The sequence below is a fragment of the Gibbsiella greigii genome (assembly GCF_039540155.1).
In the GTDB taxonomy this organism is placed as follows: Bacteria; Pseudomonadota; Gammaproteobacteria; order Enterobacterales; family Enterobacteriaceae; genus Gibbsiella; species Gibbsiella quercinecans.
The window spans coordinates 464940-478734 of record NZ_BAABEM010000022.1 but is presented as its reverse complement, the minus strand read 5'-3'; the positions used below and the strand labels follow the sequence as shown (position 1 = coordinate 478734).

Here is a 13795-nt window from a genome sequence, read left to right as displayed (position 1 = left end):
ATATGGATATGATCTGCGCAGCATTCAGCTTCCAGGATCCGTACATTTTTCCACTCACATAGCTTTCTTAAGATACTGCCTATCGCCAGACGTTTCTCTCCGTAGAACGCTTGTCTTCGGTATTTTGTCGCAAAAACTATGTGATATTTACAGTTCCATCGGGTGTGCGCTAAGCTCTTTTCGTCCCCCATTGGGACCCCCTTTTGATTTCTTGTTGAACGTTTGCAGTTGCCAGACCGCAAGATGTTTTAACAAATCAAAAGGGGTTTTAATAACTGGCTTAAAGCTGAAAGCTTTCCGGAACCCCCAGCCTAGCTGGGGGTTTTCCATCGACAAAAAACGGGCAGGCCAACCGGCCCACCCGCAGAAGATACCGCCGCCGCGGATTATTTGAAAAGATCGGCATTGACGGTCAGGTTGCCGCCGCTCTTGTTTTGCCACTGGCGGGTAATGTGATAGTACTTGGCGCCCTTGGCCGCGGCGCGTTTCGCCACCTCGGTGGAAACATCCGTCATGCTGTTGAAGTGGCCGGTAAAGGTGACGGAATCAAACGGCTGCATTTGCGCCGCCGTGACGTTGTTCACCTCCTGGATTTTCGTGCCGTTCGGCAGGGTGACCGTATAGCGTTGGCCGGTGGAAGACTGGGTTTCGAAGAAACGGCCTACGTTGCGGCTAGGGGAGCCGGAAGAAGCCACTCCCGGGATCTCCACTTTGGCTGCGGCCGCGCCGCCGGCGGCCAGCGCAGCGCGGCCGGCGTCTGAATCGGCCGGGATGGCATCAGGGCTCTGCACGACGCGTTTTGGCGCATCGGCTTTGTAAACATAGGCGGTGACATACTGGTTGCCGCCCTGGTTGGCGTCGACCTGGCGCACGATAAAGAACGCGTAAGCGCCTTTTTCCTTCGCTTTACGCGAGATGGCGTCATTGATGTCTGGCTGGCTGCGGTAAAAACCGCTCACGCTGACGGTATCGTAAGGCTCAAGCAGGTAAGCTTCGGTTTTCGGCAGCTCTTTAACACCATTAAATTCGCGATAGTTTTGTTCCTGGCTCACTGCCGGGGCATCTTTATGATAGATGTCCGCAGTAACACGCCAGTTGCCGCCGTTGTTGCTGTTGTTGATGTCCTGAATGTAGAACGCGTCGGCACCCAGTTTATCTGCACGGCGGGATACGGCATCGGCGGCTTCGTTGATGGCATTGAAGCGGCCGTTAATGGTGATGCGATCAAACGGCTTAATGGCCGCTGCTTTCTCTGGCGTTAATTCCTGTGCCGCATGGGCAGACAGAGCGGTAAGAGAGAGCAGGGCAGACGCGATGATCGTGGTCTTCAGCTTCATAAAAAATCCTTTCGCCTAGCGCATTAACATTGATAACGTGCTGAACTGTTGAGTGGTATTCAGCCGCCGATTATTACATGTACCTCCGCAACTGTCTCAGCATTTTGTTGCATCCGCTGGACAAATCTGTTTGCGGCGTTTACCTGCCATGATGCTTAAATTGTTATAAGTTTCAATAATAAACTGTTTAGCTCTATCAAGATTAGTTATCTACAGATTTCCAACTTTTACCTTTGCCGCATCCGCCTGCGGGGCCATCAGCTTATCGGTCTGATCGGGTTATCACGCAGAAAAGTGGCGCGCGGCACAGGTTTTTTATCAGAAATTGCGATTCGTCATATCATTATGTGGTTTTTTATGTAAAAACTGACGCCAAGACGTAAGCAATTATGGATCATCAATCTTAATTTCAGTAGGTTATTGATGGCACGTGAATTCGCCGGCAAACAAGCATCGCCTGGGTGGTGCGTGCCGGTGTTATTGCTATGGGTAGGAAGATAATAAATATCATCAAATACAGGTGAGAAGGGAATATTATGCGAATTGGTGTACCAAAAGAGCGGTTGGCCAATGAAGCCCGCGTTGCAGCAACGCCGAAAACGGTGGAACAATTGCTGAAACTGGGCTTTACCGTCACGATTGAAAGCGGGGCGGGCAAGCTGGCAAGTTTTGAGGATAGCGCTTACGAAGCCGCGGGCGCAGCCATTGCCGAGACCGCCGAGGTTTGGCAGGCGGATTTAATCCTGAAAGTGAATGCGCCGCAAGAAAATGAAATTTTATTAATGCGTGAGGGCGCAACCGTGGTCAGCTTTATCTGGCCAGCGCAAAACCCGGCATTGATGGAACAACTGGCCGCGCGCAAAGTCACGGCGCTGGCCATGGATGCGGTGCCGCGTATTTCCAGAGCGCAATCCATGGATGCCCTGAGCTCGATGGCCAATATCGCGGGCTATCGTGCGATCGTTGAAGCCGCCCATGAATTTGGCCGCTTCTTTACCGGCCAGATTACCGCCGCCGGCAAGGTGCCGCCGGCAAAAGTCATGGTGATTGGCGCAGGCGTGGCCGGGCTGGCGGCGATTGGCTCCGCAGGCAGCCTGGGGGCTATCGTGCGTGCGTTCGATACCCGCCCGGAGGTTAAAGAACAGGTCAAAAGCATGGGGGCGGAATTCCTCGAGCTGGACTTTGAAGAAGAAGCCGGCAGTGGCGATGGCTACGCCAAGGTGATGTCCGAAGCCTTTATCAAGGCGGAAATGGCGCTGTTCGCCGCGCAGGCGAAAGACGTCGACATCATTGTCACCACCGCGCTGATCCCGGGGAAACCTGCACCGACGCTGATCACCAAAGAGATGGTGGCTTCCATGAAGCCAGGCAGCGTGGTTGTCGATCTGGCCGCGCAGACCGGCGGCAACTGTGAACTGACCGTGGCCGATAAAGTCATTGAGACGGAACACGGGGTAAAAATCATCGGCTATACCGATTTGCCCAGCCGCCTGCCGACGCAATCTTCCCAACTGTATGGCACCAACCTGGTTAACCTGCTCAAGCTGCTTTGCAAAGAGAAGAACGGCGAAATTAACATCGATTTCGACGACACCGTGATCCGCGGCGTCACCGTGGTGCGTGCTGGCGAAGTCACCTGGCCGGCGCCGCCGATTCAGGTCTCCGCTCAGCCGAAACAACCACAGGCGGCGGCCGCTGAGCCTGCGGCCAAAGAAGAGAAAAAACCGGTATCGCCGGCGCTGAAATATGGCCTGATCGCACTGGCGATTATTCTGTTTGGCTGGCTGGCCGATGCGGCGCCGAAAGAGTTCCTGTCGCACTTCACCGTCTTCGCGCTGGCCTGCGTGGTGGGTTACTACGTGGTGTGGAACGTCAGCCACGCGTTGCACACGCCGCTGATGTCCGTAACCAACGCCATCTCGGGGATTATCGTCGTCGGGGCGCTGTTGCAGATTGGCCATGGCGGCTGGGTGAGCTTCTTCTCCTTCATCGCCGTGCTGATCGCCAGTATCAATATTTTTGGTGGTTTCACCGTCACTCAGCGCATGCTGAAGATGTTTCGTAAGAACTAAGGGGTAACAAATGTCTGGAGGATTAGTTACAGCTGCATACATTGTTGCCGCTATTTTGTTTATTTTCAGCCTGGCGGGCCTGTCGCGCCATGAAACGTCCAAGCAGGGTAACCTGTTCGGCGTGGCCGGGATGGCGATCGCGCTGATTGCCACCATCCTTGGCCCGGATTCCGGCAACGTTGGCTGGATCATCCTGGCGATGATCATCGGCGGCTCTATCGGTATCTATCTGGCGAAGAAAGTCGAAATGACCGAAATGCCGGAGCTGGTCGCCGTGCTGCATAGCTTCGTCGGCCTGGCGGCGGTGCTGGTGGGCTTCAACAGCTACCTGGATCACGGCACCCTGGCCGATCCGGTGATGGAAAACATTCACCTGACCGAAGTGTTCCTCGGGATCTTCATTGGGGCCGTTACTTTCACCGGTTCCATCGTGGCGTTCGGCAAACTGCGCGGTATTATTTCATCCAAACCGCTGATGCTGCCGGCTCGTCATAAGCTGAACCTGGCCGCCCTGGTGGTCTCTTTCCTGCTGATGGTGATTTTTGTCCGCACCGACAGCGTGGGCCTGGAAGTGTTCGCCCTGTTGATCATGACCCTCATCGCGCTGGCGTTTGGTTGGCATCTGGTGGCGTCAATCGGCGGCGCAGATATGCCGGTGGTGGTTTCCATGCTCAACTCCTATTCCGGTTGGGCCGCCGCTGCCGCGGGCTTTATGCTGAGCAACGATTTGCTGATTGTTACCGGCGCCCTGGTGGGTTCTTCCGGTGCGATCCTGTCTTACATCATGTGTAAGGCGATGAACCGCTCGTTTATCAGCGTGATCGCCGGGGGCTTCGGCACCGATGGCTCTTCAACCGGTGAAAGCGAAGAAATGGGCGAATACCGTGAAACCACGGCGGAAGAAGTGGCAGAGCTGCTGAAAAACTCCAGCTCGGTGATCATCACCCCCGGCTACGGCATGGCGGTGGCGCAGGCACAGTATCCGGTGGCGGAAATCACCGAGAAGCTGCGCGCCCGCGGGGTTAACGTGCGCTTTGGTATCCACCCGGTCGCCGGGCGTTTGCCGGGCCACATGAACGTGCTGCTGGCGGAAGCGAAAGTGCCTTACGACGTGGTGTTGGAAATGGACGAAATCAACGATGATTTCGCCGATACCGATACCGTGCTGGTGATTGGCGCCAACGATACGGTGAACCCGGCAGCGTTGGAAGATCCGCGCAGCCCGATCGCCGGGATGCCGGTGCTGGAAGTGTGGAAGGCGCAGAACGTTATCGTCTTCAAACGTTCAATGAATACCGGTTATGCCGGCGTGCAGAACCCGCTGTTCTTTAAAGAGAACACCCAGATGCTGTTTGGCGATGCCAAGCAGAGCGTGGAAGCCATCCTGCATGCTTTGAAGCTGTAATTTCATCGCTGGTGTTAACCGCAAATGCCAGCCCGGCTTCCCGGCTGGCATTTTTCTTTGCGCCATAGCGGTGTTTGCGCCGGTTTATCGCGCAAAATAGCGCGGAATTTGCGCAATCTAACACATCAGATCACAATAAAGGGGCGCAATGAGGTATCTTATGTCCCGATTTCATCCATTTAACGGATCCTAGACCCATTATGATTATCAAACCTAAGGTTCGCGGCTTTATCTGTACCACCACTCATCCGGTGGGTTGTGAAGCCAATGTTCGCCGCCAAATCGCCTACACCAAAGAGCATGGCGTTATCGCCAACGGCCCTAAGCGTGTGCTGGTGATAGGCGCATCTACCGGGTATGGTCTGGCCTCCCGCATTGCCACCGCATTTGGCAGCGGCGCCGCCACCATCGGTGTGTTCTTTGAAAAAGCCGGCACGGAAACCAAACCGGCCACTGCCGGCTGGTACAACTCCGCCGCCTTCGACAAGGCGGCGAAAGAGGCCGGCCTTTACGCCAAGAGCGTTAATGGCGATGCCTTCTCCAATGAATGCCGCGAAAAAGTGATCGAGCTGATTAAAGCCGATCTTGGCCAGATTGACCTGGTGGTTTATTCACTGGCATCCCCGGTGCGCAAGCTGCCGGATACCGGCGAAGTGGTGCGCTCTGCCTTGAAGCCGATCGGCGAGGTTTATACCACCACCGCGATTGATACCAACAAAGACCAGATCATCAGCGCCAGCGTTGAGCCGGCAACGGAAGAAGAGATCCAGAACACCATCACCGTGATGGGTGGGCAGGATTGGGAGCTGTGGATGAGCGCGCTGGAGCATGCCGGTGTGCTGGCCGAAGGTGCTAAGTCCGTTGCTTATTCGTACATCGGCACCGATCTGACCTGGCCAATCTACTGGCACGGCACGCTGGGCCGCGCGAAAGAAGATCTCGATCGTGCTGCAACGGCCATCCGTGGCGATTTGTCGGCCAAAGGCGGCACGGCGCACGTTGCCGTGCTCAAGTCGGTGGTCACCCAGGCGTCTTCGGCGATCCCGGTCATGCCGTTGTATATCTCCATGGCCTTCAAGATCATGAAGGAAAAGGGTATCCACGAAGGCTGTATCGAACAGGTGGACCGCCTGATGCGCACCCGTTTGTACGGCAGCGATATGGCGCTGGACGACCATAACCGCATCCGCATGGACGACTGGGAACTGCGTGATGATGTGCAGCAGGCGTGCCGCGATCTGTGGCCTTCCATTACCACGGAAAACCTCAGCGAACTGACGGATTACACCGGCTACAAGCAGGAGTTCCTGCGTCTGTTCGGCTTCGGCCTGCCGGAAGTGGATTACGACGCGGACGTGAACCCAGACGTGCGTTTTGACGTGGTAGAACTGTAAGTTCCCGCCTACGGCGCTAATCCGACAGTAAAAAGCCAGTCAGTTTAACTGACTGGCCTTTTTTATCGCGCCGTTTTTTGGCGACGAGTCTTAGCGGTTAATCCTCATCGTCATGTTCGTCGTCCTCGTCACTTTCAATCGGGCAGTTGAAATCATCCGGCTTGATCACTAACAGATCGCACTTGAGGTGGTCGATCACGTGTTCGGCGGTGTTGCCGATGAAGGCGGCCGAGATACCGGTGCGGCCCAGCGTGCCGAGCACCACAATCCCGGCGCCCAGATGTTCAGCCAGATCGGGGATAACCTCTTCCGGCAGGCCTTTTTCCACGTGGGTGAACTCTTCCTTGATGTGGAATTTTTGCCGCAGCGCCTTCATGGCGATCAAATGCTGGCCGCGGATAGCGTCGTTATAGACGCTGGGATCAAAGTCAGGCAGTTCAATCGCGATGTTAATTGGGGTTACCGGGTAGGCGCCAACCAGATGCACCTCCGTTTGGTTGACGTTATTGGCCAGTTCGACGGTTTCCTGCACCAGCTTGATATTCAGCGGATCGTGATAAGGTTCTTCACTGGACAGGTTAACCGCCACCACGGCTTTACCGCCTTCCGGCCACGGCTGGTCTTTCACCATCCACACCGGTGAAGGGCATTTGCGCAGCAGGTGCCAGTCGGTTGGGGTAAAAATCACCGATTCCAGCCGATCGTGCTGGTGCGCCATTTTCAGCAGCAAATCGTGTTTGCCGTTAATGACTTCCTGAATAATCGCTTCAAAGGGACGATTGTGCCAGACCACTTTGATTTCAATCGGAACGCCGTCCTGCAGATAAAAACGGCATTGCTCGTTGATCCAGGCGGCGCGCTGGCTGATGACGCCTTGCCGCATCGCGGTGCGTTCATCCGGGGAAAGCAGGGTGGTCATCTCATAAGAGAAATCATAGATGGGAAGAAAGGCCTTGATGCGCCCGCCATTCCGTTTCACCAGATACACCGCCCGGCGCAACGCCGGTTGATCGTCCTGGTTGGGGTCAATAGCCACCAGAAGGTTCTGATACTTCGCCATAGGGCCTCCTATACAGCTGAAATCAACAGTCTGTCAGTAACAGAGTAACCCAACATTGAAAAACAGAACAGCGGCAGTAACGTGCCGGATCACTAATTGCGCGAAATTAGCGATCCGGCAGGCAGTCAGGCGTTAACGCTCACGTTGATATGCTGTGAGCCAGCCAGTTGGGAAAGGGCGTCGATATTTTCGATGGTGATGTATTTGCCTTTCACGCTGAGGATTTCACTTTTCTGGAAGCGCCCTAGCAGGCGGCTGATGGTTTCAACCGTCAGGCCAAGATAGTTGCCGATATCGCCACGGGTCATCGTCAGGCGGAATTCACGCGGCGAAAAGCCACGCTGCGCGAAACGGCGCGACAGGTTATAGACAAAAGCGGCCAGGCGCTCTTCGGCGTTTTTCTTCGACAACAGCAGGATCATATCCTGATCGCCTTTAATTTCACCGCTCATCAGGCGCATGATTTGCTGGCGCAGATTCGGCATTTTGCCGGAGAGATCGTCCAGGGTTTCAAACGGTATTTCGCACACCATTGAGGTTTCCAGCGCTTGCGCGAAGCTGGGGTGCTTCAGCGCGCCGATGGCGTCAAAACCCACCAGATCGCCGGCCAGATGGAAGCCGGTGATTTGCTCATCGCCTTGTTCTGTGATGGTGTAGCTTTTGATGGTTCCGGAGCGGATAGCGTACAGCGATTTCAGCTCATCACCGGCTTTAAACAGGGTTTGGCCTTTTTGAATCGGCTTTTTCCTTTCGATAATGTTGTCGAGCTGATCCAGTTCGTGCGCATTAAGAGTGAAGGGAATGCACAGTTGGCTGATGCTGCAGTCCTGGCAGTGGATTGCACAACCACCCGACTGGATACGACGAATCACGCGTTTTTCCGGAATCATAGATTACGCTCATGCAATAATTGATATGCGTCAATTTTAACATCTTTTATTGCGGGTGATAAGGGTAGCAATAACAAGATCCGGGATATTATGTGCGTTTTTTGTACACATTAGCCGCGGGGGTTTATTTAGCTTATTGATATCAAAGTGGTTGATTACATCATGCCGCTTGCTTAATGCCCGGTTCAAGCGGGCAATAACAACACAATCATGCTTGGCGAAGCCGCGTATTGAGGCTGATTGAACAGCCAAATGGCCTGGTGACCAGGCCGTTTGGGCGATTATGAGTTGCTTTCCTTGGCGAGCGCCTTGTCGGGTATGGCATAGTCTGCGGCCGCCGTGCTGTGCCCCGGTTGTTCAACCTTGACGATCAACGTCAAGACCGCGGCAAACAGGTAGAGGCCAGTATATGCCCATACCACGCCGACGATATCAAAGAATGGCAGAATGATAGAGGCGATGGCCGGTGCGGCAAAGTTGCTCAGCCCGGCGGAAAGGTTGTAGATGGAAATAGCCGCCCCTTTATGGTTGGGTTCCAGCACCGGGAAAACGGCGGTCATCGGTACAAAGGCGGCAACGGTGATACCGAGCATCACCGCAGGCACCAGCGCCATCCAGAAGTTATGGCCGAAGTACACCGGCAGGTAGTAGAACGCCAGGCTGGAGATGGCGCAGCCAATACAGCCGAACCAGCGCACCTGGCGCATCCAGCCGATTTTCTCGCCTAAAATTCCCCACATAATGTTGGTAAAAATGGTGACGAAGAAGAACACCGCCCAGATTTGCAGCCATTCAGGCATGCTAAAGCCCAGCCGGCCGACGAACAACATCGGCATGATCACCGCGAAGCCGAACAGCGACAGCGTATTGATAATACGGATCAGGCAGGACAGGAAAATATTGCGGTTGGTAAACAGAATGGTCACCGCGCGTGAAAGCTCTTTCAGTTTCTCTTTCGGCGGCAAATGGGCCTTGGCGCTGGCCTGGCCGACGTGGCGCAGCATCAGCATCGCCATCAGGCCGCCCACCAACACCCAGGCGATAGCGAACCACAGGGTGCCGGTTTCGCCGATCAGCGGGATGGTAAAGCTTGGCAAATAGCTGCCGATACAGCCGATACCGATCGAGTACATCGCCCAGAACCAACCCATGGCGGAAGAGAGCTGCTGTTTGGGGACATTCTGTACCACTAACATCACGAAAGAGTAGATAAACAGCGGGTAGGCTAAGCCGCGGATGCCGTAGAACAGAATGATCAACGGGTAGTTTTTCATCCCGAGGCCGAACAGCATAAACAGCGCGTGCATCACCACCCACAGGATAAAGCCGATGCGCATGGCTTTTTGCGGCGTAATAATCTCGGCCACCACGCCGGAGCTCCAGGCGGCCAGCGCGGCGGCCAGGCCATACACCGTGAACACCAGCGCGGACTGCGCCGGTGAAAAGCCCATATCGGTGATATGTTTTGACAGGAAGGCCATCTCAAAGCCATCGCCGCTCATAAAAATGGCGATGGCGATATAGCCCCAGAACAGGTTCATCGGTAACCCGAACCAATGTTTGTGTTGTTGCATAGCAAACTCCTCCTCGGCCATAGCCGCTAGGGATGAAGGGCGGTTGTTATTGTTTTAAGCCGGGTGCCGCAGTGCGACCTGTTGTTGATATAACCGGCGATAGGTAGCCAGCCGCTCAGCCAGTAGCGGCTGGCGTGCGCGCTCAGGTGTAAACCGCCGGGCGATCGGCGGTTTGCAGCATACCTGTTGCAGTTCGCTCCCTTGCGCCAGCCAGCCCAATCGGGCCGCGCCCAAAGCGCCGCCGGCATCGCCGCCCTGATGAGTGATGATGGGCAGATCAAGCACATCGGCCATCAACTGCGCCCACGTCTCACTGCGGGCGCCGCCGCCGATCAGCGAGCACTGCGTCAGTTGGGTGCCCGCCTGGCGCAGAACCTCCAGCCCGTCGGCCATACCGAACGCCACGCCCTCCAGCACGGCATAACCCAGAGCAGGGCGTGCGTGGCTGTGGGTCAGGCCATGGAAAACCCCGCTGGCCTGCGGATCGTTATGTGGTGTCCGTTCACCGGAAAGATAGGGCAGGAAGATGGGCGCCAGGCGTTGCTCGGCCTGGTTCATCTGGGCGATTTCCGCCAGCAGGGTGGTTTCATTACTGCCGACCAACTGGCAGAACCAGCGCAGCGCGCTGGCGGCAGTGAGCATCACGCTCATCTGGTGCCAGCGGTTTGGCAGCGCATGGCAAAACGCATGTACTGCCGACAAGGGGTTGGGGCGAAAACGGTCGTTCACGGCGAACAACACCCCGGAAGTCCCCAGCGAAATAAACGCGTCACCGGCGTTGACGGCACCAATGCCCACCGCACTGGCGGCATTATCGCCGCCACCGCCGGCAATAGTGACGTTGTCACCCAACCCCCAGGTGTTGGCGATATCCGTTTTCAGCACTCCGGTGGGTTCACTGCCTTCAACCAGGCGCGGCATGTGATCGCGCGTCAGTCCGCAGGCAGCCAACAGGCTGTCTGACCAGTCGCGTTTAGCCACATCCAGCCACAGCGTGCCTGCCGCGTCAGACATATCGGAGACTTTATCCCCGCTCATCATCCAACGCAGGTAGTCTTTAGGTAGCAGCACGCAGGCGGTTTGGGCGAAGATCTCCGGTTCATGGCGCGCCACCCACAGCAGTTTGGGGGCGGTAAAACCCGGCATGGCCAGGTTGCCGGCAATGCTGTGCAGCTCAGGCGCATTGGCCGTCAATGCTTCGCACTGAGCCGCGCTGCGTGTGTCGTTCCACAAAATGGCCGGGCGCAACACATGATCCTCGCGGTCCAACAACACCGCGCCGTGCATCTGCCCGGAAAGGCCAATCGCCTGAATTTGCGCCCACTGCGGGGCTGGCATTTGGGCGCGCAGGCGCGCAACGGCGACCTGCGTGGCCTGCCACCAGGCGCTGGGCTGTTGCTCGGCCCAATGCGGATGCGGCCGCTGCACATCCAGCGTTTCGCCGGCGCTGGCAACCAGCGCGCCGCTGTCGTTGATCACCACGGCTTTGATTTCAGAAGTGCCCAGATCGAGTCCCAGATACATGCGTAACTCCTTTAGGCCGTCAGCCAATGATTGATCCGGGCAATCGCCTGGCGCAGCAGTTGAGCGAAGCTTTCGCTGTGCGCCAACTCGCCAAACAGTTTTTCATCGGCGGTATAAATCGCTAGCGGATCTTCAGCCGCAAACATCCGGTGTACCGCCGGCGCATCGAGAATGCCATCCTGGTAGTCGTAAGGCAGGCTGCCTTCATGCCAACGTTGCATAAAGACGAAGAACAACGCGGGTAGCAGCACGGTGGCGCGCGGTTGTTGCCCGCGCTGATAGCATTCAAGCAACGTCGGGGTAATGAAGCCGGGGATTTTCGAGAACCCGTCGGCGGCGACGCGCTGGTTGGTATCACGGATATAGGGGTTGGAAAAACGCTCCAGCACCACGTCGCGGTAGGCCGCCAGATCGAGCGGGTTGGGGGTCAGAGAGGGGATCACGTCCTCGGTAACATAGTCATACGCCATTTGGCGAATGGCATCGGTATTGGTGCTTTCATGAATATAGCGCTGGCCAATCAGGGTGCCGGCCCAGGCGATACAGCTATGGCTGGCGTTCAGGATACGGATTTTGGCCTCTTCATACGGCAGCACTGAATTGACCATTTCGACACCGACATTTTCCAACGCCGGGCGGCCGGCAATGAAATCATCCTCGATGACCCACTGAATAAAGGCTTCGCCCATCACCGCCGCGCGATCCTGGAACCCGGTTGCCTTGGCGACGCGTTCGGCCACCTCGGGAGATGGGCGCGGCGTGATCCTGTCCACCATGGTGTTGGGGCAGCGGGTGTGGCTGTCAATCCAGGCGATGAGCGTATCCTGGCGGCGTAGGGTGAGAAACTGTTTCAGCCCGTGGCGGAAGCGGTCGCCATTGTGGCGCAAATTGTCGCAATTCAATAATGTGACGGGGTCACCATTTAGCCGCTGGCGGTGCTGTAAAATCTGTGCGACAGCACCGTAAATGGTGTTGCACCCGCCCTGCAAATCGGCCTGAACGTCAGCGTTAGACTGATCGAGGTTGAATTGATTATCCAGGTAATAGCCGCTTTCGGTAACGGTGAACGAGATGACCTTGGTTTCGGGTTTGGCACCTTGCGCGATCAGCGCTGCCAGTTCCTTATCCCACGGTATCACCTGTTGGATTGAGGTAATGGTTTCATATTGGCGCTCACCCTGCGGCGTGACGTTCTCAAGTACGTAACGGCCATCTTGTGCCGCCAGCGCATCCAACAAGGGGGCGGCATCGTCGCGAATGTTACCCAAGGCAATCGACCAGCGTTTATCACCGCTTACCATCAAGCGATGCAGATACCAGGCCTGGTGGGCACGGTGGAAAGATCCTGCGCCAATATGCAGCCACACGGCCGGGGAAGCACTTGCTGTTTGATTCATATGCACTCCGTTAGTGATTTGGGTATTAGCCCTTTTATTGGGCAATTGCTCTATTACTGGCGTGTAGCTTAGATAAACTTTTGCCCATTTAGTGGGCTTTAGCTCACAAATGTGCAAATTGATTACATCGCATCGCGTGTTCGGCAGTAAAATGGCGCGTAATGGCGTTACCTATGGGCTGGATAAATGGCGAAACATGATAAGAAGCTGGATCAGGCGGCTCGTGCCGCCTGGATGTATTACGTCGCCGGGCAAACGCAGCATGAGATTGCCGATGCGCTGGGTGTTTCACGGCAGGTGGCGCAGCGGCTGGTCGCCTGTGCGATAGACAACGGTTTGGTCAGCGTGACGATTTCGCATCCGGAGGGCCGCAGCATGGCGCTGGCCGCCCAATTGCGCGAGCGCTTCAGCCTGGGGATATGCCAGGTGGTGCCGAGCCAGGGCATGGCGGCCGCGGGTATCAATCGCGCAGTGGCGGTAGCGGGCGCAGAGGTGATGGCGCAGTTTATCCGCTGTGAGCAACCGCTGATTATCGGCGTGGGATCGGGGCGGAGCCTTAAGGCGGCGATTGATGAACTGCCGGAATTCGAACGGCCGCAGCACAGTTGCGTGTCGCTGATCGGCGCGATAGCCTCCGACGGCTCTTGTACCCGTTACGATGTGCCGTTATGGATGGCGGAGAAAACCCAGGGGCGCTACTTTATTTTGCCGGCGCCGCTGTTCGCCGACAGTGAGCAAGACCGGGCGCTATGGTGCAATCACCGGATTTATCGTACGGTCAATGAAAAAGCCAATCAGGCGGATGTCACTTTCATCGGCATTGGCACCATTGGCCACCAGTGCCCATTGCACCAGGATGGTTTTATCTCCGCACAGCAGGTTGAGCGCCTGCAGGCGGACAATGCAGTCGCTGAAATGCTCGGCCATTTTATCGATCGTGAGGGCCGGCGGGTCGCCAGCGAACTGGATGGGCGTTTGACCAGCGTTAGCCTGCGCCAACGGCCGGAAAAGCCCGTGATCGCTCTGGCCGGCGGCCGGGAAAAATACAGCGCCATCCGTGCGGCGTTGGCGGGCCAGTGGATTAACGGCCTGGTAACCGATGAAGAAACCGCGGCCGGGCTGTTGGCGGAAGGGGCCTAGGC

General features: G+C 56.4%; 11 protein-coding genes. 4 read left to right on the top strand and 7 right to left on the bottom strand.

The features are described from left to right. Both tnpA and ydgH read right to left on the bottom strand, forming a co-directional pair. The coding region (tnpA, locus tag AC559G_RS18105) for an IS200/IS605 family transposase (protein WP_498913645.1) at positions 1-191 on the bottom strand (191 nt) is incomplete at its 3' end. Positions 192-386: 195 nt separating this feature from the next. Then, entirely contained in the window at positions 387-1337 is a 951-nt protein-coding gene (gene ydgH, locus AC559G_RS18100) for a DUF1471 family protein YdgH (RefSeq protein ID WP_438596692.1), read from the bottom strand. Between the two features lie 536 nt (positions 1338-1873). Here ydgH and pntA point away from each other — a divergent pair. From pntA to fabV, 3 genes are all read left to right on the top strand, one after another. After that, positions 1874-3409, top strand: a complete 1536-nt coding sequence (gene pntA, locus AC559G_RS18095) for an NAD(P) transhydrogenase subunit alpha (protein ID WP_498913643.1) — start codon at positions 1874-1876, stop codon at positions 3407-3409. A gap of 10 nt (positions 3410-3419) precedes the next feature. Then, entirely contained in the window at positions 3420-4814 is a 1395-nt protein-coding gene (gene pntB / locus AC559G_RS18090) for a Re/Si-specific NAD(P)(+) transhydrogenase subunit beta (protein WP_438596694.1), read from the top strand. A 200-nt stretch (positions 4815-5014) separates the two neighbouring features. Continuing rightward, on the top strand, positions 5015-6208 hold the full coding sequence (gene fabV, locus AC559G_RS18085) for a trans-2-enoyl-CoA reductase family protein (protein WP_498913640.1): 1194 nt from the start codon (positions 5015-5017) through the stop codon (positions 6206-6208). A gap of 97 nt (positions 6209-6305) precedes the next feature. On the opposite strand, the gene uspE is transcribed toward fabV, so the two are convergent. The 5 genes from uspE to dalD all read right to left on the bottom strand — a co-directional run bounded on the left by uspE (position 6306) and on the right by dalD (position 12653). Further along, positions 6306-7268 carry a universal stress protein UspE gene (uspE, locus tag AC559G_RS18080; RefSeq protein ID WP_462616168.1) on the bottom strand — a complete coding sequence of 321 codons (963 nt, stop codon included), beginning with the start codon at positions 7266-7268 and terminating at the stop codon, positions 6306-6308. Positions 7269-7393: 125 nt separating this feature from the next. After that, on the bottom strand, positions 7394-8158 hold the full coding sequence (gene fnr, locus AC559G_RS18075) for a fumarate/nitrate reduction transcriptional regulator Fnr (RefSeq protein WP_462616169.1): 765 nt from the start codon (positions 8156-8158) through the stop codon (positions 7394-7396). Positions 8159-8439: 281 nt separating this feature from the next. Then, positions 8440-9732, bottom strand: a complete 1293-nt coding sequence (locus tag AC559G_RS18070; protein WP_438596654.1) for an MFS transporter — start codon at positions 9730-9732, stop codon at positions 8440-8442. Between the two features lie 54 nt (positions 9733-9786). Further along, complete coding sequence (xylB, locus tag AC559G_RS18065; protein ID WP_498913637.1) at positions 9787-11256, bottom strand: xylulokinase; 1470 nt, start codon at positions 11254-11256, stop codon at positions 9787-9789. 11 nt (positions 11257-11267) lie between these two features. After that, the gene (dalD, locus tag AC559G_RS18060) at positions 11268-12653 is read right to left on the bottom strand and encodes a mannitol dehydrogenase family protein (RefSeq protein ID WP_498913635.1); all 1386 of its coding nucleotides are present in this window, start codon (positions 12651-12653) and stop codon (positions 11268-11270) included. A gap of 186 nt (positions 12654-12839) precedes the next feature. On the opposite strand from dalD, the gene AC559G_RS18055 reads away from it, so the two are divergent. Beyond that, positions 12840-13793 carry a sugar-binding transcriptional regulator gene (locus tag AC559G_RS18055; RefSeq protein WP_498913634.1) on the top strand — a complete coding sequence of 318 codons (954 nt, stop codon included), beginning with the start codon at positions 12840-12842 and terminating at the stop codon, positions 13791-13793. The last annotated feature ends 2 nt before the right edge of the window (positions 13794-13795 follow it).

Bases quoted from the DNA above. Each gene is read 5' to 3' on its own strand.
- ydgH (WP_438596692.1), bottom strand. From the start codon at position 1,337: ATGAAGCTGAAGACCACGATCATCGCGTCTGCCCTGCTCTCTCTTACC.
- pntA (WP_498913643.1), top strand. From the start codon at position 1,874: ATGCGAATTGGTGTACCAAAAGAGCGGTTGGCCAATGAAGCCCGCGTT.
- pntB (WP_438596694.1), top strand. From the start codon at position 3,420: ATGTCTGGAGGATTAGTTACAGCTGCATACATTGTTGCCGCTATTTTG.
- fabV (WP_498913640.1), top strand. From the start codon at position 5,015: ATGATTATCAAACCTAAGGTTCGCGGCTTTATCTGTACCACCACTCAT.
- uspE (WP_462616168.1), bottom strand. From the start codon at position 7,268: ATGGCGAAGTATCAGAACCTTCTGGTGGCTATTGACCCCAACCAGGAC.
- fnr (WP_462616169.1), bottom strand. From the start codon at position 8,158: ATGATTCCGGAAAAACGCGTGATTCGTCGTATCCAGTCGGGTGGTTGT.
- AC559G_RS18070 (WP_438596654.1), bottom strand. From the start codon at position 9,732: ATGCAACAACACAAACATTGGTTCGGGTTACCGATGAACCTGTTCTGG.
- xylB (WP_498913637.1), bottom strand. From the start codon at position 11,256: ATGTATCTGGGACTCGATCTGGGCACTTCTGAAATCAAAGCCGTGGTG.
- dalD (WP_498913635.1), bottom strand. From the start codon at position 12,653: ATGAATCAAACAGCAAGTGCTTCCCCGGCCGTGTGGCTGCATATTGGC.
- AC559G_RS18055 (WP_498913634.1), top strand. From the start codon at position 12,840: ATGGCGAAACATGATAAGAAGCTGGATCAGGCGGCTCGTGCCGCCTGG.